Genomic DNA, 19,043 nt, shown 5'->3' with positions numbered 1-19,043 from the left:
CTGGGCGTTTGCCGCCCGTTTCCCCCATTCAATCACTAAGTCACTAAATCACCACCTCCCCGATGGTCAACGTAACCCGCCAGGCTGATATGTTCACGTTCGACGTGCAGGGCCTGCACAAGCTCTGGGCCTTCAAAAGCCAGCTCCAGATTCCGGCCGCGCACATCCGCTCGGCCCGCCAGGATGCCGCCGCGCTGGGCGGCTGGTGGAAGGGCTGGCGCATGCCCGGCACCCACGTGCCCGGCCTGCTCACGGCCGGCACCTACTTCAAGGACGGCCGCCGCATCTTCTGGGACGTGCACGACGAGCACCAGGCCGTCATCATCGAGCTGGAACACGAAGACTACGACCAGCTCATCATCGAAGTGCGCGACCCGGCCGCCGTGGTACGGCTGCTCAACGAGGGCCGCTAAAACGAGCCTCCGATTTGTCCCGGCCCCGCCGCCTGCTCCAGTGCCCCGTTTCTTCCAACTTTCCCAATCTACTTCCTCACCCATGCAATACCATCAAGAACAAACCCTCGGCTGGGGCACGCTGGCCCTGCTGAACGCCGGGCTGGCCCAAAGCAAGGGCCGCAGCGGGCTCAACTGGTTTCTGTTGTCGCTCCTGCTGGGCCCGGTGGCCACGCTGCTGCTCGTCACGGCCTTCCGCCACCCACCCGAGGTGATGGGCCGATAGCCTGGCCCGGGCCGTTGCAGCGCTAAACGTTTTACCTGATTCGTTACCTCTCGATTCCAGGAGTTGCCCGGCCGGCCCTTGTGGTGCCCGGCCGGGCGCGGTTATCTTCGGCTTTATTACCACTCGACCTATCTGCCATGAAGCTGCTACTTCTGCTGGCAAGCCCCCTGCTGGCGCTGCCCGCCGCGGCCCAGACGCCCGCTGCCGCCCCCGATTCGCCGCCCCCCTACCGCGTGGCCGGGGGCGTGCTCGGCTCGTACCGCACGGTGGGGCTGCTGGGCGAGGTGCGGGCCGGCGGGCCGTGGGCGCTGAAGGTGGCCGCCGTGCGCCAGTCCGACGGCACCATTCCCGGCGAGCATAGCACGGCCGCCCTCGGGCTGCTGACCTACTACCTGCCCACCCACCTGAAAGCCGTGGAGCCACTGCTTGGGGTGGGCGGCCTTTATTCGCGCTACCACTGGCAGCAGCGCGGCGGCCGCGGCACCCTGCCCGACGTGAACGTGGGCGGCGGCTTCGGGGCCAACGTGCGCTTTCACCGCCACCTGCGCACCGGGCTGCAGCTGTTCGTGGCCAACGGCTTCCGGGCCGAGTACGACGCGGCGGCCGCCACCATGCGCAAAACCGGGCGGCGCCTGCTGGTGCTGCCCGCCCTCACGCTGGAAGTGCTGCTCTAAGCCGGGTGGGCGGGCCGCGAAAACAACTTGTTCTTACTTAGAAACAAATACCTTGCAGCCCCCCCTATCCGTGTCCCCTATGAAAGTACTCCTACTCCTGGGCAGCCTCGCGGCAGCGCTGCTGGCTCGCCCCGCCGCCGCCCAGTGGACGCCCAATGCCCAGCTGAACACCCCCGTGCGCGACGTGGCCGGCGTCAGCGAAGTGACGCCGCTGCTGGCCCCCAATCCCTTGGGCGGCAGCTACGTGTCGTGGTTTGAGCAGCGCGGCGCGGGCTACGACCTGCGCCTGCAGCGGCTCGACGCGGCCGGCAACCCGCAGTGGGGCCCGGCCGGGCTGCTGGTCAGCAACCAGCCCCAGAGCAGCGCCCTCTACCGCTACGACCTCAAAAGCGACCATGCGGGCAACGCGCTGGTGGCTTTCCAGGACATTCGCTCGGGCGCTTCGCAGTGCGTTATCTACAAAATCAGCCCGACGGGCCAGCAGCTTTGGGGCGCCAACGGCATTCCGCTGCTCGACCCCAACGCAACCAGCGGCCTCTCCCCGGCCATCGGGGTGACGACGACCAACAACGTGTTGGTGGCCTGGAACGCCAGCGGCGCGGGCGTGCCCAAGTGGGTGGCCCTGCAGAAATTCACCCCCGCCGGCGTGCCCGTGTGGTCCAGCGTGCAGCGCGTGCAGGACGCGGTGAAGCGCTACTCCCGCCCCGCCTTCATCCCGACCGGCGTCGACGACGTGGTGCTCAGCTACGTGGAGGAAACCGGCGCGGGCCTGGGCGTGTCGACGATGTACGCCAACCTGCTGGCTCCCAGCGGCGCGGCCGTGTGGGCGGCGCCGGTGCGCGTGAGCGACAAACCCATCGGCTTCGCCTTCTTCCCCGAAATGGTGGCTGACGGCCGCGGCGGCTACTACGTGCTCTTCAACACCGGCAACCCCGCCAACGCCACCCTCGGCGACGCGTACGTGCAGCACGTGGACGCTGCCGGCGCGCTGTGGAGCCCCTCGGGCACCGAGGCGCTAACGGGCACCGGCACCACGCGCTTCGCCGGCAAGCTGGAGCTGGTGTGGAACCGCGACGAGGTGTGGGCCGCCATCAACGTGCGCGACCTGGCCCAGGGCAGCTCCGGCATGGCCCTGCAGCGCTTCGAGCGGACCAGCGGCGCGGCCCAGCTGGGCGCCACGGGCGCCGTGGTGCAGCCGGTGAGCAGCGCCTACTACAGCGCCACCGGCCTGCGCGACGTGGGCAACGGGCTGGTGCTGGTGTACACCGAAAACAGCTCGGCCGTCAACCGCCTGCTCAAAGCCACCAAGCTCGACTACGTCACCCAGCAGCCCCTGTGGCCGGGCGGGGCCGTCACGATCGGGGGCTCGGCCAGCGAAAAGCAGAACTACAGCACCAGCCCCTTTGCCGGCAACCAGCTGGTGACGGTGTGGGAAGACGCCCGCCAGGACCGCGGCATCTACGCCCAGAACCTGAGCAGCGGCGGCCTGATGGGCACCGCCACGGCCACCCGCGCCGGCCGCGCTGCCCGCCCCCTCACGCTCTTCCCCAACCCCGGCGCCGCCCCCACGCTGCGCCTGCAGCTGCCCCAGCCCCAGACGCTCACCCTGCGCCTTACCGACCTGGCCGGGCGCGTGGTGCAGCAGCGCACCGTGGCCCTGCCCGCCGGGGCGCACGACGTGCCCCTGCCCGCCGCCGACCTGGCCGCCGGCCTTTATGTGGTGCACACCGAAGTGGCCGGCCAGGCCCTGCGCGGCACCTGGGTCAAGCCCTGAGCCCCGCCGCATGCTGCTCCGCGACGCCCAGCTAACCGACATTCCGGCCATGAGCCGCGTGCGCCTGGCCGTGCGCGAAAACGTGCTGCGCAACCCGGCCCTGGTGACGCCCGCCGACTACGTGGACTACCTCACGCGCCGGGGCCGGGGCTGGGTGGCCGTAACGGACGACGAGCAGGTGGCCGGCTTTGCCATTGCCGATGTGCAGGACCACAGCATCTGGGCCCTGTTCGTCCACCCCGATTTCGACCGGCAGGGCATCGGCAAGGCGCTGCACCGGCTGATGCTGGACTGGTACTTCCGGCAAACCACTGAAACTGTGTGGCTGAGCACCGCCCCTGGCACCCGGGCCGAAGAGTTCTACCGCCGCCAGGGCTGGCAGGACGTAGGGCGCACCCGCAGCGGGGAGGTCCGGTTTGAGCTGCGCGCGGAGCAGTGGCGGCCGTCGGGCCCGCCCGGATAACGCGCAGTACGGGTATGTTCGACGCCGCTTTTCTGATGCTTAACCGCATTGCCCAGCACCAATTGCCCTTATCCGCCGGCCTGAATTGGTTTGAGGCGCTGACGGACGAAGAGCAGCGGGCCGCCATGAGCGAGCTGCACCTCTACGTGCATCAGTCGCACCCCACACCGGGGATGGTTCTGGCGGCCATTGATGCCGCGCCCGTCAGGCGCGGCGCAACGCCGCTGGCCCTGCTGCGCGCTTTTCCCTTTCACGTAGCCCTGCCCAAAATCATCATCCTGCGAGCCGATGAGCGGCGCAACGCGTTTGCGGCGCTGCTCACGCTGTTTCGCATTGCCGATACGCACCGCCGCCACACCTGCTGCCAGCACGGCTGCTCCCACGACTGGCATCACCTGCCCCCCTTGCCCTAAGCCAGGGGCCGGCAATGGACATTATTACTTGCGTTATTATTTTACCCGTTCACTATCAGCACTATCTGACCACCAGGCACATCAGCGCCCGCGCGAAATCCGACCAGCCGCGTACTTTCGGGGCATGACCCGCCCCCTGCTCACGCTGGCCGCCGCGCTGCTGGCCCTGCCCGGCCTCGCCCAGCGCCTCCACTCCCCTTCCCACAAGCTCGCCCTGCAGTTCGGCCTCAGCCCCGCCGGCGAGCCGACCTACCAGCTCAGCTACGGCAACCGCCCGGTGCTCAAGCCCAGCCGTCTGGGCGTGGCGGTGCAGGGCCAGTCCGGTTTCGCGCAGGGCCTGACGGTGGTTCGCATCGACTCCACGCAGCACGACGACACCTGGCAGCCGGTATGGGGCGAGGTGAAGAGCATCCGCAACCACTACCGGGAGCTGCTGGTGACCCTGCAGCAACCCGGCCCCGAGCAGCGGCAGGTGCAGGTGCGCTTCCGCCTGTTCGACGACGGCCTGGGCTTCCGCTACGAGTGGCCGCGCCAGCCCAACCTGCAGTACTTCACCGTGACGGGCGAGCAAACCGAGTTCAACCTGCCGGCCGACCACAAAGCCTTCTGGATACCCGGCGACTACGACTCCAACGAGTACGCCTACACCACCTCGCGCCTGAGCCAGGTGGACAGCTCCCCCATCAAGGCCATCGAGCAGAAATCGGCCCCGCAGCGGGTGCAGACGCCCTTGATGCTCAAATCGGCCGACGGGCTGTACGTGAACATCCACGAGGCGGCGCTGGTGAACTACCCGGCCATGATGCTCAACGTGAACCCGCAGACCTTCGGGCTGACGGCGCAGCTGGTGCCCAGCGCCACGGGCGCGGCGGCCTACCTGCAGGCGCCCGAGCACACGCCCTGGCGCACGGTGGTGGTGGCCGACAACGCCCCGGCCATTCTAGCCAGCAAGCTGATTCTGAACCTGAACGAGCCCAGCCAGCTGCCCGAAACCAGCTGGATCCGGCCGCAGAAGTTTGTGGGCGTGTGGTGGGAAATGCACGTGAACCGCTCGAGCTGGAACTACTCCGACGCCTCCAACCTCAAGCTGGCCGACACCGACTGGCAGGCGCTGAAGCCCCACGGCCACCACGGCGCCAACACCGCCAACGTGAAGCGCTACATCGACTTCGCCGCCCAACACGGCCTGCAGAGCGTGCTGGTGGAAGGCTGGAACGTGGGCTGGGAAGACTGGGCCGGCAACTGGAAAGAGGAAGTGTTCGACTTCGTGACCTCCTACCCCGATTTCAACGTGGCCGAGCTGCAGCAGTACGCCGCCGCCAAGGGCGTCAAGCTCATCATGCACCACGAAACCTCGGGCTCCGTCACCAATTACGAGCGGCGCCAGGACCGCGCCCTCGACTTTATGAAGGCCCACGGCTACGACGCGGTGAAAACCGGCTACGTGGGCCGCATCATCCCGCGCGGGGAGCACCACGACGGGCAGTGGATGGTGAACCACTACAACCGCACCGCCCAGCACATGGCCCAGCGCCAGATCATGGTCGACATGCACGAGTCGGTGCGGCCGACGGGGCTGCACCGCACCTACCCCAACTGGCTGGCCAACGAAGCCGCCCGCGGCAACGAGTTCAACGCCTGGAGTGAGGGCAACCCGCCCGAGCACGAAACCATCCTGCCCTTCACCCGCCTCATGGGCGGGCCGATGGACTACACCCCCGGCATCTTCCGCCTCCAGCTGGAAAGCTGGAACCCCGAGCGCAACAAAGGCCGGCAGGTGCACACCACCCTGGCCAAGCAGCTGGCCCTGTACGTGACCATGTACTCGCCCCTGCAGATGGCCGCCGACCTGCCCGAGGCCTACGAGCAGCACCCCGACGCCTTCCAGTTCATCAAGGACGTGGCCGTGGACTGGGACGACACCCGCATTCTGCAGGCCGAGCCCGGCGAGTACCTGACCATTGCCCGCCAGGCCAAGGGCAGCCGCGAGTGGTACCTGGGCGCCATCACCGACGAGCAGGCCCGCCAGCAGACCGTGAAGCTCGACTTCCTGCCCGCCGGCCAGAAGTACCAGGCCATCATCTACGCCGACGCGAAAGGCGCTTCCTGGGACAAAAACCCCGAAGCCTACCAGATTCGCCGGCAGACGGTGGACCGCAAAACCACGCTGAAGCTGCCGCTGGCGCCCGGCGGCGGCGCGGCCGTGAGCCTGAAGCCGCTGGGCGCCAACTAACCCGCCAGGCACGGCCGCCAGCCCATGCGCACAAAAAGCCCCGGCCTGCGACAGGCCGGGGCTTTTTGTATTGCGGCCGGCACCGCTATTTCCGCTTGCCGCCGACTTCCTTGAGCAGCTGCTCGTTCAGGCGGGTGTATTCGTCCTTGGTGCGGGCGTTCTTCTCGCTTTTGACCAGGGCCAACGACTGCCGGGCGGCCTCGGCGGCTTCGGTTTTGCGCTCGGCTTTCTGCAGCATCTTGCCCTTCCAGTAGTAGCCGTAGTAGCTCGGCTGCTGCCGAATGGCCTCGTCGAGCCAGCTGATGGCCTGGTTGAGGTCCTTGTTGGTGCTGTAGTAGTACTGGGCGGCGGCGAAGTAGGGTTTTTTGTCGCCCTTCATGGCCTCCTGGATCTGGGCCATGATGCGCGCGTCGGGGTCGGCCACGATGGGCACGCTCACCCGCACTTTGTCCCAGCGCAGCGTCAGCTCGGCGGCTTCGGGCTGCAGGTTTTCCAGGCCCAGCGAGAAGCTTTCCAGGGCGGTGTTGGAGGTGCGCGGCTTGGCCGTCACGCGCAGCAAATCCTGCTCGGGGCGGTAGTCGTAGGCACCCCACTGCGAGGTGTCCTTGTTCAGGATAAACGTCCACTCCTTCGGGTCGGGAATGGTGAAGAGGGCGTAGGTGCCGGCCGGCACGTGCTGCCCGCCGAACTTCACGTCCTCGCCGAAGCGGATGCGGGTGGACGAATTGGCCCCGGTGCGCCACACCTCGCCGTGGGGCACCAGCTTGCCGAACACCTCCCGGCCGCGCTTGGAGGGGCGGGCGTAGGTCAGCTCAATAAAGGAGGTGGAAAAGTCCTCGTGCAGGCGCACGGTGGGGCTCATGGCGGGCAGGCGCAGCTGCTGGGCCTGCAGGGCGGGGGCGGACAGCCAACAAAGGCAGCCCGCAAGAGCGAGAGTCGGGAGTGTTTTCATGCGACGGAGACGGTGGGAACCAAGGAGCACTTCCCGCAAACATCGGCCCATTCCGGCGGGGCGGAGCCGCTCCGGCCGGAATTGTATTGTGACGCCAGCCGGGCGGGCGCGGGGCCCCGCGGCCGACGGGGCCGACCGCGGCAAGCAACGCACGAGCCCGGTTTTTATTGTCGGCTCCGGCCCCGGACCTGGGCGCCGGCTTGCATTATTCACCGAAGCCAGCTGATAGTCAGTGAATTTATTTTCCGGCTCAGCGCCCGCCGCCGCGCGGGCCGCCCGGCAGCGCCCGGCGAAAAACCGACAACGGCCGTACCTTCCTCCTTGGCGGCACGTTGCGGCCGCGCCGCCGTAGCTTTTTTTCGTGTTCTGTTTCGCTCGTTTCCGCCTACCGGTCCTGCTGCTGGCCGCGCCGCTGCTCGGCAGCCCCGCCCCCCGGCTGGCCGCCCCGGCCACCGAGCTGGTCATCGTGGGCACGGTGCACCGGCCCACGCGGCTGTTCAACCCCGACTCGGTGGCCGCCATTCTGGCCCGGGTGCAGCCCGAGCTGATTCTGGTGGAACTGGACAGCAGCTTCTTCACCCCGGCCTTCGAGCTGAAAACGCCCGGCCGCGAAAACGAGGACCTGGGCGTGGCCCGCTACCGCCGCCAGCACCCCGCCGTGCGCCTGCGCCCCTTCGACATCGAGGGCCGCAACGAGTTTCACCGCCGCCACCAGCTGCTCACCCGGCCCGGCGAAGTGCTGGCCCGGCTCGACGCGCTCTACCAAAGCCGCCAGCTCACGCCCGCGCAGGGCACCATCCTCGACCGCTACTACGCCCTCACCGACTCGCTGACCCGCTACAACCAGCAGCCGCCCGCCGTCATCAACCAGCCGGCGGTGTACGCCCTGGCCGAGCGGCGGCAGCACTATCAGTTTCAGCAGCTGGGCGACGTGGTGGCGGCCCGGCCCGAGCTGAGCGAGTACCAAGCCTTTTGCCGCCTCTACGCCGACTTCTGGGACCAGCGCAACCAGGCCATGGCCCGGCACATTCGCCAGCACTTGGCCCGGCTGCGGCCCCGGCGCGTGGTGGTGCTGGTGGGCCACGCGCACAAGTACTACCTGCTGCGCGAGCTGGCCCCGCACGCCGCGGCCGAGGGTTTCCGCCTGCACGAGTATTACCAGCTGGGACCGGGCTCGTAGCGCCCGCGCAATGGCCGCGGCACTCCCCACCCGCGCCGGCCGGCGCCCGACCACTTTCACTGGCGGGCCCCGCCACGCGCCGGCCGCCGCTGCCGGGCCCTGGACTCCCGCTGCCGAAAAAAGCCCGCCGCCGGGGCTGGCTTTTGCCAAATTATGTCCGTACTTGCGGCCGCAATGCCGGCGCTTTCTGCGCCAACGGCCCTGCCAACCAACGCACGATGGTCCTGACTCCGCGTTTTTTCACCTCCCCCGCCGCTGGCCCGACGAAGTCGGCCAAGGGCGGCGTGTGCCCGGTGAGCAAGAAACGCAAGGGCGCTAAACGGGTGAAACACCCCCGCAGCTGACCGTCGTCGCCTGGTTACTCGTCCTCCCCGACTTTCCCAAATAGCCGCGCCGGTCCTCTCCCGAGAACCGGCGCTTTTTTGTTGCGTTTCATCCTGCAGCCGCCCGCGTCGGCGGCTGCGCTTTCTGACCTCTCACTTTCACTGATTCCATGAAAGTTCTCAAGTTCGGCGGCACATCCGTCGGGACGGCCGAGCGGATGCGGGCCGTGGCCGGGCTGATTCAGGCCCCCACCGAGCCGCGCATCGTGGTGCTGTCGGCCATGTCGGGCACCACCAACGCGCTGGTCAACATTGCCAAGCTGCTCTACGAGGGCGACACCACGGCCGGCTCGCTGCAGATCGAGGTGCTGCGCCAGCACTACCACATCGTGGCCCGGGAGCTGCTGCCCGAGGAGGCCGTGGCCGCCGAGGGCCTGAAGCTGGTCGACGAGTCGTTCAAGAGCATTTTTGGCCTGACGCGCCAGCCGCTGTCGGCCACCGGCGAGAAGGTGATTCTGGCCCAGGGCGAGCTGCTGAGCACCCGGCTGTTTCACCTCTACCTCACGCGCATCCGCGGCGAGCGGGCCGTGCTGCTGCCCGCGCTGGAATTTATGCGCCTCGATGCCGACGAGGAACCCGACGCGGCTTACATCCGGGAGCACCTGGCCCGGCAGCTGGCCCAGTATCCGGATGCCGAGCTGTTTATCACCCAGGGCTACATCTGCCGCAACGTGGGCGGGGGCATCGACAACCTCAAGCGCGGCGGCTCCGACTACTCCGCTTCGCTGATCGGGGCGGCGGCCGGGGCCTCGGAAATCCAGATCTGGACCGACATCGACGGGCTGCACAACAACGACCCGCGCGTGGTGCCCGGTACCTACCCCATCCGCGAGCTGTCGTTCGACGAGGCGGCCGAGCTGGCGTATTTCGGGGCCAAGATTCTGCACCCCAGCTCGGTGCTGCCGGCCCGGGAGCACGGCATTCCGGTGCGCCTGCTCAATACCATGCAGCCCGAGGCGCCCGGCACGCTGATTTCGGCCCGCACCGGCGACGAGGCCATCAAGGCCGTGGCGGCCAAGGACGGGCTGACGGCCATCCGCGTCAAGAGCAGCCGCATGCTGCTGGCCTACGGTTTTTTGCGCAGCATTTTCGACGTGTTCGAGCGGTTCCGCACGCCCATTGACATGGTGACCACCTCCGAGGTGGCCGTATCCCTGACCATCGACGACGACGCGCACCTGCCGGCAATTCTGGCGGAGCTGCGCCGCTTCGGCACGGTGGAAGTGGATACTGACCTGAGCATCGTGTGTTTGGTGGGCAACCTGGTGCAAGAGCACCACGGCGCCGCCGGGCAGGTGTTCGACACGCTGCGCGACGTGCCCCTGCGCATGATCAGCTACGGCGGCTCGCCCAACAACATCAGCATCCTCATCAATACCACCGACAAGCAGCGCGCCCTGCTGGCGCTGAACGACGGCCTGTTTCGTCGCGCCACGGTCACGCCGTAGCTCCATGTGGCGCGGGCTTGGCTACGCCTTCCTCCGGTTCAGCCCGCGTGGCCCAGATAGTAATTCCTGACAATTGACATTACTATCCCACGGACGCGGGCTAAAGCCCGCGCTACAGTTCTTCTTCCTATGCCCCTGCAACTTCCGGCTGACCTTTCGACCCGGCCCACGCCCTTCTACCTCTACGACCTCGGCCTGCTGAACCGCACGCTGGAGGCCGCCCGCGCGGCCGCCCAGGCCCACGACATTCAGGTGCATTACGCCCTGAAAGCCAACTCCAACGCGCCCATTCTGGCGCTGGTGCAGCAGCACGGCTTCGGGGCCGACTGCGTGAGCGGCAACGAGGTGCAGCGCGCCCTCGACTCGGGCTTTGCGCCCGACCACGTCGTCTTCGCCGGCGTGGGCAAGTCCGACGCCGAAATCATCCGCGCCCTCGATGCGGACATCTGGTGCTTCAACGTGGAGTCGGCGCCCGAGCTGGCCATCGTCGACGAGCTGGCCGGGGCCCGGGGCCGCCGCGCCCGGGTGGCCCTGCGCCTGAACCCGAACGTGGACGCGCGCACCCACCACTACATCACCACTGGTCTGGAAGCCAACAAGTTCGGCATCAACATGACCGATCTGCCGCAGGTAATGGAGCTACTCGAACGGCTGCCGAACGTGGAGCTGGTGGGTCTGCACGTGCACATCGGCTCCCAGATTACCGACCTGTCGGTGTTCGAAACGCTGGCCGGGCGCGTCAACGAGCTGCAGCAGTGGTTTGAGCACCGCGGCACCCGGCTGCCGCACCTGAACGTGGGCGGCGGCCTGGGCGTGGATTACCAGGCGCCCGATGCGCACCTGGTGCCCGATTTCGCGCGGTACTTCGGCATCTTCGGGCGGCTGCTGCAGCGGCGGCCGGGCCAGCAGGTGCACGTGGAGCTGGGCCGGGCCCTGGTGGCGCAGTGCGGCACGCTGGTCAGCCGGGTGCTCTACGTGAAGGAAAGCCAGCAGACGCGCTTCGCCATTCTCGACGCGGGCATGACCGAGCTGATCCGGCCCGCGCTCTACCAGAGCTACCACCGCATCGAAAACCTCACCAGCCCGGGCCCGGAGCGGCTGTACGACGTGGTGGGCCCCATCTGCGAGTCGTCGGACACGTTCGGGCGGCAGGTGGCCCTGCCCGAAACCCGCCGCGGCGACGTGGTGGTGCTGCGCACGGCCGGGGCCTACGGCGAGGTGATGTCCTCCGGCTACAACCTGCGCGACAAGGCGGCGGCGGTGTACCTCGGCGGAGCCTGAACCGCCACAACGCCAACCGGCCCGGGGCTCTTGGCAGAGCCCCGGGCCGGTTGGCGTTGTGGCGGCGGAAAAGCAGGCTTACTGGAGCACGAGGCGCTGGGTCAGCAAGGGCTGGCCGGGCTGCTGTAAGTGCAGCAGGTACAGGCCCCGCGGCAGGCGGCCCAGGTGAAGCGCCGTTTCAGCGGTGGCCGAAGCCAGCCGTTGCTCATCGACCAGCTGGCCGGCGGCGCTGAATACCCGCACCGTGGCGCGGGAGTAGGCGGCGGGCCGTGTCACCGTCACTTCGCCGCTGCCGACGGTGGGATACACCGCAAAGCCGGCGGCAGCGGCCGCATCCCGCCCCGCCGTGACGATGGTCGAGCAGGAAGCCGTGGGCGAGTCCGTAAACTCGCCCTGCCCGTTGATGCTGTAGCAGATAAGCCCGCCGACGTAAGGCGGATCAGTGCCCCCGCAGACCGGGTAGTTGGCGCCGTTCAGGAACATGAAGCTGTTGATCGGCCCCAGGCCTTCGTACACGCGGCCCCAGGAGTAGGTGCGCACCGGGCCGCCGGGGAAGGTATAGGGCGTGTAGTGCGCCCGGAACCAGCGGCGCAGGCGCCCGCCAATCAGCTTCTGCCCCACGCTGTCGACGGTGACGCGGACCAGCGTCGGGCAGAAGGCAATGCCGCCCACGTCGTCTACCGTCATCCACGAGCCCCCGGGCGGTATGCTGAAGTCGTAGAGCGTCTGGAACTGGCCGTTGACGTACACCGAAACGCGGTTGGCGTCGGCGCTGGTGAACAGGGGCATTTGGCGCAGGGGGCTGCCGCTGCCCCATTTCACGTCGCGGCGCAGCTTCTGGCAAGCCCGCCCGCTGATGGTCGTATCCCCCACGTAGGTTAGCTGCAGGGTACCCGGGCCCACAAACGGCAGGCCCGCGATGTAGTTCCACCGTGCCCCGGGCGTCCAGGCGGGGGTAGCCGGGGCCTGGGCCCGGGCGCCGACGGCAGCCAGCAGCAGCAGCAACAGATAGAGTAAGCGGTGTTTCATTCAGCAAAAGGGGGTTTAGTGAATCGGGAAAAGTCAATCAACTATAAGCTCGGCACAAAATTCAGGCCATTCCCCTGCCGCCCGTCGCTAGCGGGCGTAGTAAATCCACCACCGCCCGAGGTGCTCGTGCCGGTTCAGGCCGCGCAGCAGGTGGCGCCGCCCCGCCGGCAGCTCGCCCTTGCTCAGCAGCACCGGCCGGCGGCGCAGCAGCGGGCCGAGCACAGTGGTATCGGCCGCGTCCTGCAGGTTGATCAGGTGCTGGTGCCAGCGGCCGTCGGCCTCAAACTGCGTTTCGCGCTGCAGGGCCTGGTTGCCGTCGTAGAGCGAGACGGGCAGGCGGCGCTGGGCAAAGGCCAGGGACGGCAGCAGCTCGTTGTAGACGAGCACCGGGCGGTCCTGCAGATTCAGCTCCTTGAGCCGCTGCGCTACCGGGCGGCTGCCGTTGGCCCGCGCTTCGATCTGACCCAGAATGGGTTTGGCCGCGGCCAGCAAACCCAGCGAAAAGACCACCGTCAGCACCAGCAGGCGCGGCGCCACGCGCACCTCATCCCAGAACATGTGGGTGAACAGCAGTACCAGTACGCCCGCCGCCGGCCACAGCGCCACCCAGGGCGCCACGCTCAGCCCGTAGCCCACGCCCAGCAGCGGCAGCAGGCACAGGCCGCCCAGCACCAGCCCGAACAGGGCCATGAAGCCCACGTACCAGCGCAGCAGCACGGCATCGGTGCGGCGGCCGAGCAGCTCCACCGTGAGCAGGGCCACGCCGGGGAAGATGGGCAGCACGTAAAGCAGCAGCTTGGACTTGGACAGCGAGAAGAAGAGCAGCGGCACCAGCACCCACCACAGCAGCACCGGCTGCCAGCGGCGGCCCAGGCCGCGCCAGCCGGTGCGCACCAGCTCCGTCAGCAGCGCCGCCGACCACGGCAGGGCCCCCAGCGGCGCCAGCACCAGGTAAAACCACCAGGGCTTGGCGCGGTTGAAGGTGGCCGCGTTGGCGAAGCGCTCCACGGTGTGCTCGAAGAGAAAGTAGCGCACGAAGGCGGGGTTGTCGGCCACCAGCACCAGGTACCAGCTCAGGCCCACCAGCGCGAAGAGCAGGCCGGCCGTCAGGTGGTGCCAGCTCCAGGCGCGGCGCGGGCTGCCCTTGGTGAGGTGCTGGCCGATGACGACCATGGCCGGCAGCACCGCGGCCACCGGGCCTTTGGTGAGGAAGCCCAGCCCCAGCGCCACCCAGCCCAGGTACAGCCAGCGCGCGGCGGGCCGCCCGGCCGGCGTGTGGTGGTAGCGCAGCAGGGCGTAGGCCGCCAGCAGCTCCAGGGTGGCCAGGTAGGCATCGGTGGTCACGTTCAGGGCCGAAATCAGCACCACCGGCAAGGTGCCGTACACCACGGCCGCGGCCAGGGCCCGGCGCCGGTCGCGGGCGAAGATGAGCAAGCCCAGCGCGTACACCAAGGCCACCTGCGCCAGCACGGCCAGCACCGGCAGCAGGCGCACCGCCCCGGCCGTGCCGCCAAACAGGCCGAGGCCCGCGGCCGTGAGCCAGTAGGTGAGCGGGGGCTTGTGGAAGTGCTGAATGCCGAGCAGCCGCGGGTGCAGCCAGTCGCCGCCCGTGAGCATCTCGCGCCCGATTTCGGCGTAGCGCGCCTCGCTGCTTTCGAGCACGCCCCAGGCGTTCAGGTTCAGCAGAAACGCGCCGAACAGCACCGCCAGCAGCAGCCACAACCACAGGCGCGAAGACATCGGGGGCAAAGCAGGCATAGGCGAAAGGCAGGTGAAGCGGGGCAAAAATAGCCCAAAACCGGCCGTTTCGGTGCCTGGCTGCTTCAGCGTACCCGGTCCCAGACTTCGCCGGTCACCGACTCCATGCGCACGATGCCGTACTGACGGTCGTAGTACAGGCGGCGAATACGCGGGCGGGGCAAGCCGGTCGCAGCACAATCATTGGGCTGGCCGGCGGCCGCAAACGTCACCACATGGTCGTAGCGCTGTCCGTTGACGACGAGCGGCGTGCTGGGCCGCAGGTTGACGTCGGTAGTATCCGCCTGCCATTCCAACTCGAAGCATCCCAGTCTGCCGGATTGGCCGGGGCTGCCGATGTACTCTTGCCAACCGCCTGCCGCCCCCAGCACGGCGTTGGCGGGTGCTTTTTCCGGCAGCGGGGCCTCGGGCGCCACCGGCCGCTGAAACCCAATGGTGCCGGAGGCGCCTCCTACCGTGTCGACCCGCTGAAAGGCCATGGCCCACTGGTCGTATTGGTACAATACCCGGCTGCCGCTGCCGGGAAACGGCAGGGCCGGCCCGGAGATGGGGCAGCAGTCGTAATTCTGTTTCAGTTTCTCAAACACCCGCTCAATCCGGTATACCCGCTGCTGGCCCCGGCCGTTTTCGAAGCGCCACTCGTCGCCGACCTGGTGCTGCATCCAGCGCCGGTCATCCGCGCTGAACCGATAGTAAGGCGGGTCCGGCGCGTTTTTCTGGCAGCCACCCAACAGTAACGTACTCAGCACCAGGCCAGCGTTGCCAATTAGCGCAGATCGTGTCATAGTCTATTCATCCAACGGTGATATCGTCTACGCTGAGCGGCTCGGGCCGGCAAAGGTTGTACCGGGGAGAAAGATAAATCCGGCTGCTGATCCTGGCTTCGACGGCCACGTTTGCGTAGACCAAAGTATTACACCCAACCAATTTGATGCAGATTGATTGGTTTTAATACTTCCTAACGTCCTTTCCCATGCGTATTCTGCTCACCGGCGCCACCGGCTACATCGGCCAGCGCCTGCTGCCGCTGCTGGTCACGGCCGGCCACGACGTGACCTGCCTGGTGCGCGACCCGCGCCGCTTCGAGCTGCCGGCGCCGCTGCAGAAGCGGGTGCAGGTGGTGGCCGCCGACTTGCGCCAGCCCGATACGCTGCGCCGGCTGCCCACCAATTTCGACGCGGTGTACTACCTGGTGCACAGCATGAGCACCAACGGCCGCGACTTTGCCCGGGTGGAGCAGGAATCGGCGCGCAACTTCGTGCAGTACCTCGACCAGACGGCCGTGCGGCAGGTAATTTACCTCTCGGGCATCGTCAACGACGTGCAGCTCTCGGAGCACCTTCGCTCCCGGCAGGGCGTGGAAGAGGAACTGCGCGGCGCGGCCCGGGCCCGGCTCACGGTGCTGCGGGCCAGCATCGTCATCGGCTCGGGCTCGGCCTCGTTTGAAATCATCCGCGACCTGGTGGAGAAGCTGCCGGTGATGGTGGGTCCGCGCTGGCTGAACTCGCGCTGCCAGCCCATCGGCGTGCGCGACGTGATGCACTACCTCACGGCGGTGCTCGGCCATCCCGACTGCCTGGGCCAGGCCTTCGACATCGGCGGGCCCGACGTGCTCACCTACCGGCAGATGCTGGAGGGCTTTGCGCGGCAGCGCGGCTTCCGGCGCTACATCCTCACCGTGCCGGTGCTCACGCCGCGGCTGTCGTCGTGGTGGCTGTTTCTGGTCACGCGCACCTCGTTTTCGCTGGCCCAGAGCTTGGTTGACTCCTTGCGCAACGACACCGTGGTGGCCCCGCAGTGCAGCATCGCGCGGGTGCTGCCGCACCGCTGCATGAGCTACCCCGAAGCCTTGGCGCTGGCGTTTCAGCGCATCGAGCAGAACGAGGTGGTCAGCAGCTGGAAGGACGCGGCCAGCAGCGGCGTGGCCGCCGACAACTACATGGATTACCTGCAGATTCCGCAGCAGGGCATGTTTTTCGACCGGCAGACGCTGCGCTTCACCCGCCCGCCCGCGCAGGTGCTCGACAACGTCTGGCGCATCGGCGGGCAGCGCGGCTGGTACAAGGTGGACTGGCTCTGGCGAGTGCGCGGGGTGCTCGATAAGCTGGTGGGCGGCGTGGGCCTGCGCCGGGGCCGCCGCTCCCCCACCGACCTGCGCCCCGGCGACCCGCTGGACTTCTGGCGGGTGCTGGTGGCCGACCGCGCCGGGCGGCGCCTGCTGCTCTACGCCGAAATGAAGCTGCCCGGCGAGGCCTGGCTGCAGTTCCGCATCCTCGACAACGCCGACGACTCGCACACCTTGGAGCAGCTGGCCGCGTTTCGGCCCCGGGGGCTGGCCGGGCGCCTGTACTGGTACGCGCTGGTGCCCTTCCACTTCGTCATCTTCCGGGGCATGATTGAAAACATCGGGCAGTACCCGGCCGCCGGAGCGGCGCCCGGCGTGGCACCAGACGGCGCATAAAGTCTATTTATTCTGGATTTTATTCACTAAAAACCAGTAAATTACTACCAGCCCGGCTGCTCCTGCCGCGTCAGATGCCGGCCGACATTGCGGGGCCGGCGGCGCGGCGCAGTCGTACCTTCCCTGGCTGCTTCCGGGTAGGCGGCTCCGCTATTTCCCGCCTCTATGCCGCACCTCTCCCCCCTGCTGCTGCCCTCCCCCGTCGGCCACCAGTACTACACCACGTTTTACGTGCTGGCCGTCTTGCTCAACCAGGCCCTGCTGCTGTGGGTGGGCCATCGGCGCGGCTACCCGCTGCGCTCCTGGCTGCTGCTGACCACCGGCGTCACGCTGGCCTTCATTGTGGGTACCAAGCTCATAGCCGTGCCGGGCCCCGACTGGGCCGCGCTGTGGCAGCCCGGGCAATGGCCGGCCGGCACGGCGCGCTCGGTGCTGGGCGGGGCCATCGGGGCGGCACTGGCCGGGCTGGCGCTGCGGCGCTGGCTGGGCTACGGCTGGCACGCGCTGGATGCGTTCTGCCTGCCCACGGCCGCTGCCTACGCCGTGCAGTGCGTGGGCTGCCTGCTCACCGGCTGCTGCTTCGGCCACGTGGCCGCCTGGGGTGTGACTTACGCCCCCGACACGCTGCCCTACTTGGTGCAGGTGCAGCGCGGGCTGATTCCGGCCACGGCCGCGCACTCCCTGCCGGTGCTGCCCACGCAGGCGCTGGCGGGGCTGCTGGTACTGGGCGTGGGCGGGCTGCTGTGGGCGCTGCGCCGCCGGCCCTGGCCGGGCGGCAGCTGGCGGCTGCTGCAGGTGGCGTTGCTGCTGCTGGGCCGTTTCCTGCTTGAGTTCGGGCGCGACCCGGCCGGCGAGCAGGTGGGCGCCGGGCTGCTGAGCGTGGGCGGGCTGGCGCTGAAGCAGGTACAATGGGTCCTGCTGCCGCTGCTGCTGCTGTTTGGCTGGGGCTGGTGGCGGCGCACCCGGGCCACGGCCCCGGCGGCCGAGGTGGTGCCCGCCAATCAGTCGCTGCGCATTCTGCTGGGCGTGGCGGCCATGCTCGCCCTCACCGCCCTGCTGGGTCCGGCCGCCTTCACGCTGCCCGAAGTGCTGGTGCTAAAAGCCGGGCTGACGGTGGTACTGCTGGCCGAAGCCCTGGCCCTGCTGCGTCGCCGCGCCGAAGCCGGCCCGCACCGCCTGAGCTTGCCGCTGGGCCTGGCGTCGGTGGTGCTGCTGTTTACCAACCAGGCACCGGCCCCCACCGATTCGGCGGCGGTGCGCCGCTACCTCACGCTGGGCGTGGGCGGCACCGGGGGGGCTTACGACCAGCAGCACATCGAATCGGGCTGCAGCGGCAGCTCCTCGCGCACAGCCTATTACCACCGCTACCGCGTGGCGGGCGGCACCGTCGAATACACGGTGCAGAACCCTCGCCGGGCTTTCCGGGCGCTGGGCGTGGGCGTGTGGCGCGGCGCCGAGGACATCGGCATCAGGCAGCTGGCCCCCAACGGGCCATTCGCCACCGGCAATCCGGACTACGTGTTGCACCGCCGGCTCTGGGACATCAATCCGTACATCGAGTACCGCTACCCCGACGGCGGCAATTGGTCACTCGGCTTCCGGGCCGGGCTGCACCTGGGGCAGCTCGGGTACGCTGATCAAGCGCTGCGGCGCGAGGCCAGTGGGGGCAGGCCCCGCCCGATGCAGGTGCTGCCCGAGGCGTCGCTGTGGACCGGGGTACGCCGCCTGGCGTATCTGCAGGCGGATTTTGGGACGGGGCCGCTGGCTCTGGGAAACTACGTGTACCGCCTGGGAGTGGGCTCGGGCCTGGGCGCCACCGACGGCGGCCACCTGCTGGCGGGCTTTGCCCTGGCCAGCCACTACCCGCGGCCGGTCATGGGCTTTGTCAGCGGGCAGCTTCGGCTGGGCCGCACCGGTTTGCTGCTGGAGCCATCCGCCGCCACCGACTTCGGCCGCCACTACCAGCTCAGCGGGCAGCTGCGCTACGCCCTGCCGCTGGCAGGCCGCCGCTAGCCGCCCAGCCGCCGAATCAGCCAGAGCACCGCGCTCAGCAGCAGGCTCAGCAGCAGCATCGAGGCCAGCGGCGCGTAGAAGCGGAAGCCCGGCCGCTCCACCCGGATGTCGCCGGGCAGGCGGCCGAACCAGCCGAGCAGGCTGCCGCCGCCCAGCCAGATGACGGCGCCGAGCAGGGCCAGGCCGAGGCCCAGGACGACGAGAAGCTTACCGAGTTGGGGAGGCATTGGCGCTTGCGAGGCGGGGTACCCCGTGGGTACGCACCGCGCGCCAAACGGATGCCTCCCCACCGCCTACGCGGCC

Annotated in this window: 17 protein-coding genes; 12 read left to right on the top strand and 5 right to left on the bottom strand. The window is 68.5% G+C overall.

The window, feature by feature from the left end; translation table 11 throughout:
- Positions 1-62 precede the first annotated feature (62 nt).
- From DLM85_RS00650 to DLM85_RS00620, 7 genes are all read left to right on the top strand, one after another.
- Positions 63-413 carry a hypothetical protein gene (locus DLM85_RS00650; protein ID WP_111476144.1) on the top strand — a complete coding sequence of 117 codons (351 nt, stop codon included), beginning with the start codon at positions 63-65 and terminating at the stop codon, positions 411-413.
- Between the two features lie 82 nt (positions 414-495).
- Positions 496-678, top strand: a complete 183-nt coding sequence (locus DLM85_RS00645) for a hypothetical protein (RefSeq protein ID WP_111476143.1) — start codon at positions 496-498, stop codon at positions 676-678.
- A 137-nt stretch (positions 679-815) separates the two neighbouring features.
- The gene (locus tag DLM85_RS00640; RefSeq protein WP_111476142.1) at positions 816-1,352 is read left to right on the top strand and encodes a hypothetical protein; all 537 of its coding nucleotides are present in this window, start codon (positions 816-818) and stop codon (positions 1,350-1,352) included.
- Between the two features lie 79 nt (positions 1,353-1,431).
- On the top strand, positions 1,432-3,126 hold the full coding sequence (locus tag DLM85_RS00635; RefSeq protein ID WP_111476141.1) for a T9SS type A sorting domain-containing protein: 1,695 nt from the start codon (positions 1,432-1,434) through the stop codon (positions 3,124-3,126).
- A gap of 10 nt (positions 3,127-3,136) precedes the next feature.
- On the top strand, positions 3,137-3,589 hold the full coding sequence (locus tag DLM85_RS00630) for a GNAT family N-acetyltransferase (RefSeq protein WP_111476140.1): 453 nt from the start codon (positions 3,137-3,139) through the stop codon (positions 3,587-3,589).
- A gap of 35 nt (positions 3,590-3,624) precedes the next feature.
- Positions 3,625-4,002 carry a DUF5958 family protein gene (locus DLM85_RS00625; protein ID WP_111476139.1) on the top strand — a complete coding sequence of 126 codons (378 nt, stop codon included), beginning with the start codon at positions 3,625-3,627 and terminating at the stop codon, positions 4,000-4,002.
- Between the two features lie 124 nt (positions 4,003-4,126).
- Positions 4,127-6,235: a glycoside hydrolase family 97 protein gene (locus DLM85_RS00620; RefSeq protein WP_111476138.1), complete on the top strand. Its 2,109-nt coding sequence runs from the start codon at positions 4,127-4,129 to the stop codon at positions 6,233-6,235.
- Positions 6,236-6,320: 85 nt separating this feature from the next.
- Here the strand turns inward: DLM85_RS00620 and DLM85_RS00615 are convergent, their stop codons facing one another.
- Positions 6,321-7,187, bottom strand: coding sequence for a DUF2911 domain-containing protein (locus DLM85_RS00615; RefSeq protein WP_165821955.1), 867 nt, complete (start codon positions 7,185-7,187; stop codon positions 6,321-6,323).
- Between the two features lie 361 nt (positions 7,188-7,548).
- Between DLM85_RS00615 and DLM85_RS00610 the strand changes: the two genes are divergently transcribed.
- The 3 genes from DLM85_RS00610 (at position 7,549) to lysA (ending at position 11,479) form a co-directional block, all read left to right on the top strand.
- Positions 7,549-8,367, top strand: a complete 819-nt coding sequence (locus DLM85_RS00610) for a TraB/GumN family protein (protein ID WP_111476136.1) — start codon at positions 7,549-7,551, stop codon at positions 8,365-8,367.
- Positions 8,368-8,860: 493 nt separating this feature from the next.
- Entirely contained in the window at positions 8,861-10,198 is a 1,338-nt protein-coding gene (locus DLM85_RS00605; RefSeq protein WP_111476135.1) for an aspartate kinase, read from the top strand.
- 129 nt (positions 10,199-10,327) lie between these two features.
- Positions 10,328-11,479: a diaminopimelate decarboxylase gene (gene lysA / locus DLM85_RS00600; protein ID WP_111476134.1), complete on the top strand. Its 1,152-nt coding sequence runs from the start codon at positions 10,328-10,330 to the stop codon at positions 11,477-11,479.
- A 78-nt stretch (positions 11,480-11,557) separates the two neighbouring features.
- On the opposite strand, the gene DLM85_RS00595 is transcribed toward lysA, so the two are convergent.
- The 3 genes from DLM85_RS00595 to DLM85_RS00585 all read right to left on the bottom strand — a co-directional run bounded on the left by DLM85_RS00595 (position 11,558) and on the right by DLM85_RS00585 (position 15,015).
- Positions 11,558-12,508: a T9SS type A sorting domain-containing protein gene (locus tag DLM85_RS00595; protein ID WP_111476133.1), complete on the bottom strand. Its 951-nt coding sequence runs from the start codon at positions 12,506-12,508 to the stop codon at positions 11,558-11,560.
- Between the two features lie 87 nt (positions 12,509-12,595).
- The gene (locus DLM85_RS00590; protein ID WP_111476132.1) at positions 12,596-14,266 is read right to left on the bottom strand and encodes an ArnT family glycosyltransferase; all 1,671 of its coding nucleotides are present in this window, start codon (positions 14,264-14,266) and stop codon (positions 12,596-12,598) included.
- A 65-nt stretch (positions 14,267-14,331) separates the two neighbouring features.
- Complete coding sequence (locus DLM85_RS00585; RefSeq protein WP_133256809.1) at positions 14,332-15,015, bottom strand: hypothetical protein; 684 nt, start codon at positions 15,013-15,015, stop codon at positions 14,332-14,334.
- A 224-nt stretch (positions 15,016-15,239) separates the two neighbouring features.
- On the opposite strand from DLM85_RS00585, the gene DLM85_RS00580 reads away from it, so the two are divergent.
- The gene (locus DLM85_RS00580) at positions 15,240-16,727 is read left to right on the top strand and encodes an SDR family oxidoreductase (protein WP_111476130.1); all 1,488 of its coding nucleotides are present in this window, start codon (positions 15,240-15,242) and stop codon (positions 16,725-16,727) included.
- Between the two features lie 165 nt (positions 16,728-16,892).
- Positions 16,893-18,740: a prolipoprotein diacylglyceryl transferase family protein gene (locus DLM85_RS00575; protein WP_111476129.1), complete on the top strand. Its 1,848-nt coding sequence runs from the start codon at positions 16,893-16,895 to the stop codon at positions 18,738-18,740.
- On the opposite strand, the gene DLM85_RS00570 is transcribed toward DLM85_RS00575, so the two are convergent.
- Entirely contained in the window at positions 18,737-18,967 is a 231-nt protein-coding gene (locus tag DLM85_RS00570) for a DUF2905 family protein (protein WP_111476128.1), read from the bottom strand. The genes DLM85_RS00575 and DLM85_RS00570 overlap by 4 nt on opposite strands.
- Positions 18,968-19,043 lie beyond the last annotated feature (76 nt).

It is taken from the genome of Hymenobacter edaphi (assembly GCF_003258365.1).
GTDB classification, from domain to species: domain Bacteria; phylum Bacteroidota; class Bacteroidia; order Cytophagales; family Hymenobacteraceae; genus Solirubrum; species Solirubrum edaphi.
Note: the sequence above shows the minus strand (reverse complement) of the source record. Positions and strands in the feature narration are given on the sequence as shown.

Bases quoted from the DNA above. Each gene is read 5' to 3' on its own strand.
- DLM85_RS00650 (WP_111476144.1), top strand. From the start codon at position 63: ATGGTCAACGTAACCCGCCAGGCTGATATGTTCACGTTCGACGTGCAG.
- DLM85_RS00645 (WP_111476143.1), top strand. From the start codon at position 496: ATGCAATACCATCAAGAACAAACCCTCGGCTGGGGCACGCTGGCCCTG.
- DLM85_RS00640 (WP_111476142.1), top strand. From the start codon at position 816: ATGAAGCTGCTACTTCTGCTGGCAAGCCCCCTGCTGGCGCTGCCCGCC.
- DLM85_RS00635 (WP_111476141.1), top strand. From the start codon at position 1,432: ATGAAAGTACTCCTACTCCTGGGCAGCCTCGCGGCAGCGCTGCTGGCT.
- DLM85_RS00630 (WP_111476140.1), top strand. From the start codon at position 3,137: ATGCTGCTCCGCGACGCCCAGCTAACCGACATTCCGGCCATGAGCCGC.
- DLM85_RS00625 (WP_111476139.1), top strand. From the start codon at position 3,625: ATGCTTAACCGCATTGCCCAGCACCAATTGCCCTTATCCGCCGGCCTG.
- DLM85_RS00620 (WP_111476138.1), top strand. From the start codon at position 4,127: ATGACCCGCCCCCTGCTCACGCTGGCCGCCGCGCTGCTGGCCCTGCCC.
- DLM85_RS00615 (WP_165821955.1), bottom strand. From the start codon at position 7,187: ATGAAAACACTCCCGACTCTCGCTCTTGCGGGCTGCCTTTGTTGGCTG.
- DLM85_RS00605 (WP_111476135.1), top strand. From the start codon at position 8,861: ATGAAAGTTCTCAAGTTCGGCGGCACATCCGTCGGGACGGCCGAGCGG.
- lysA (WP_111476134.1), top strand. From the start codon at position 10,328: ATGCCCCTGCAACTTCCGGCTGACCTTTCGACCCGGCCCACGCCCTTC.
- DLM85_RS00595 (WP_111476133.1), bottom strand. From the start codon at position 12,508: ATGAAACACCGCTTACTCTATCTGTTGCTGCTGCTGCTGGCTGCCGTC.
- DLM85_RS00590 (WP_111476132.1), bottom strand. From the start codon at position 14,266: ATGCCTGCTTTGCCCCCGATGTCTTCGCGCCTGTGGTTGTGGCTGCTG.
- DLM85_RS00580 (WP_111476130.1), top strand. From the start codon at position 15,240: ATGCGTATTCTGCTCACCGGCGCCACCGGCTACATCGGCCAGCGCCTG.
- DLM85_RS00575 (WP_111476129.1), top strand. From the start codon at position 16,893: ATGCCGCACCTCTCCCCCCTGCTGCTGCCCTCCCCCGTCGGCCACCAG.
- DLM85_RS00570 (WP_111476128.1), bottom strand. From the start codon at position 18,967: ATGCCTCCCCAACTCGGTAAGCTTCTCGTCGTCCTGGGCCTCGGCCTG.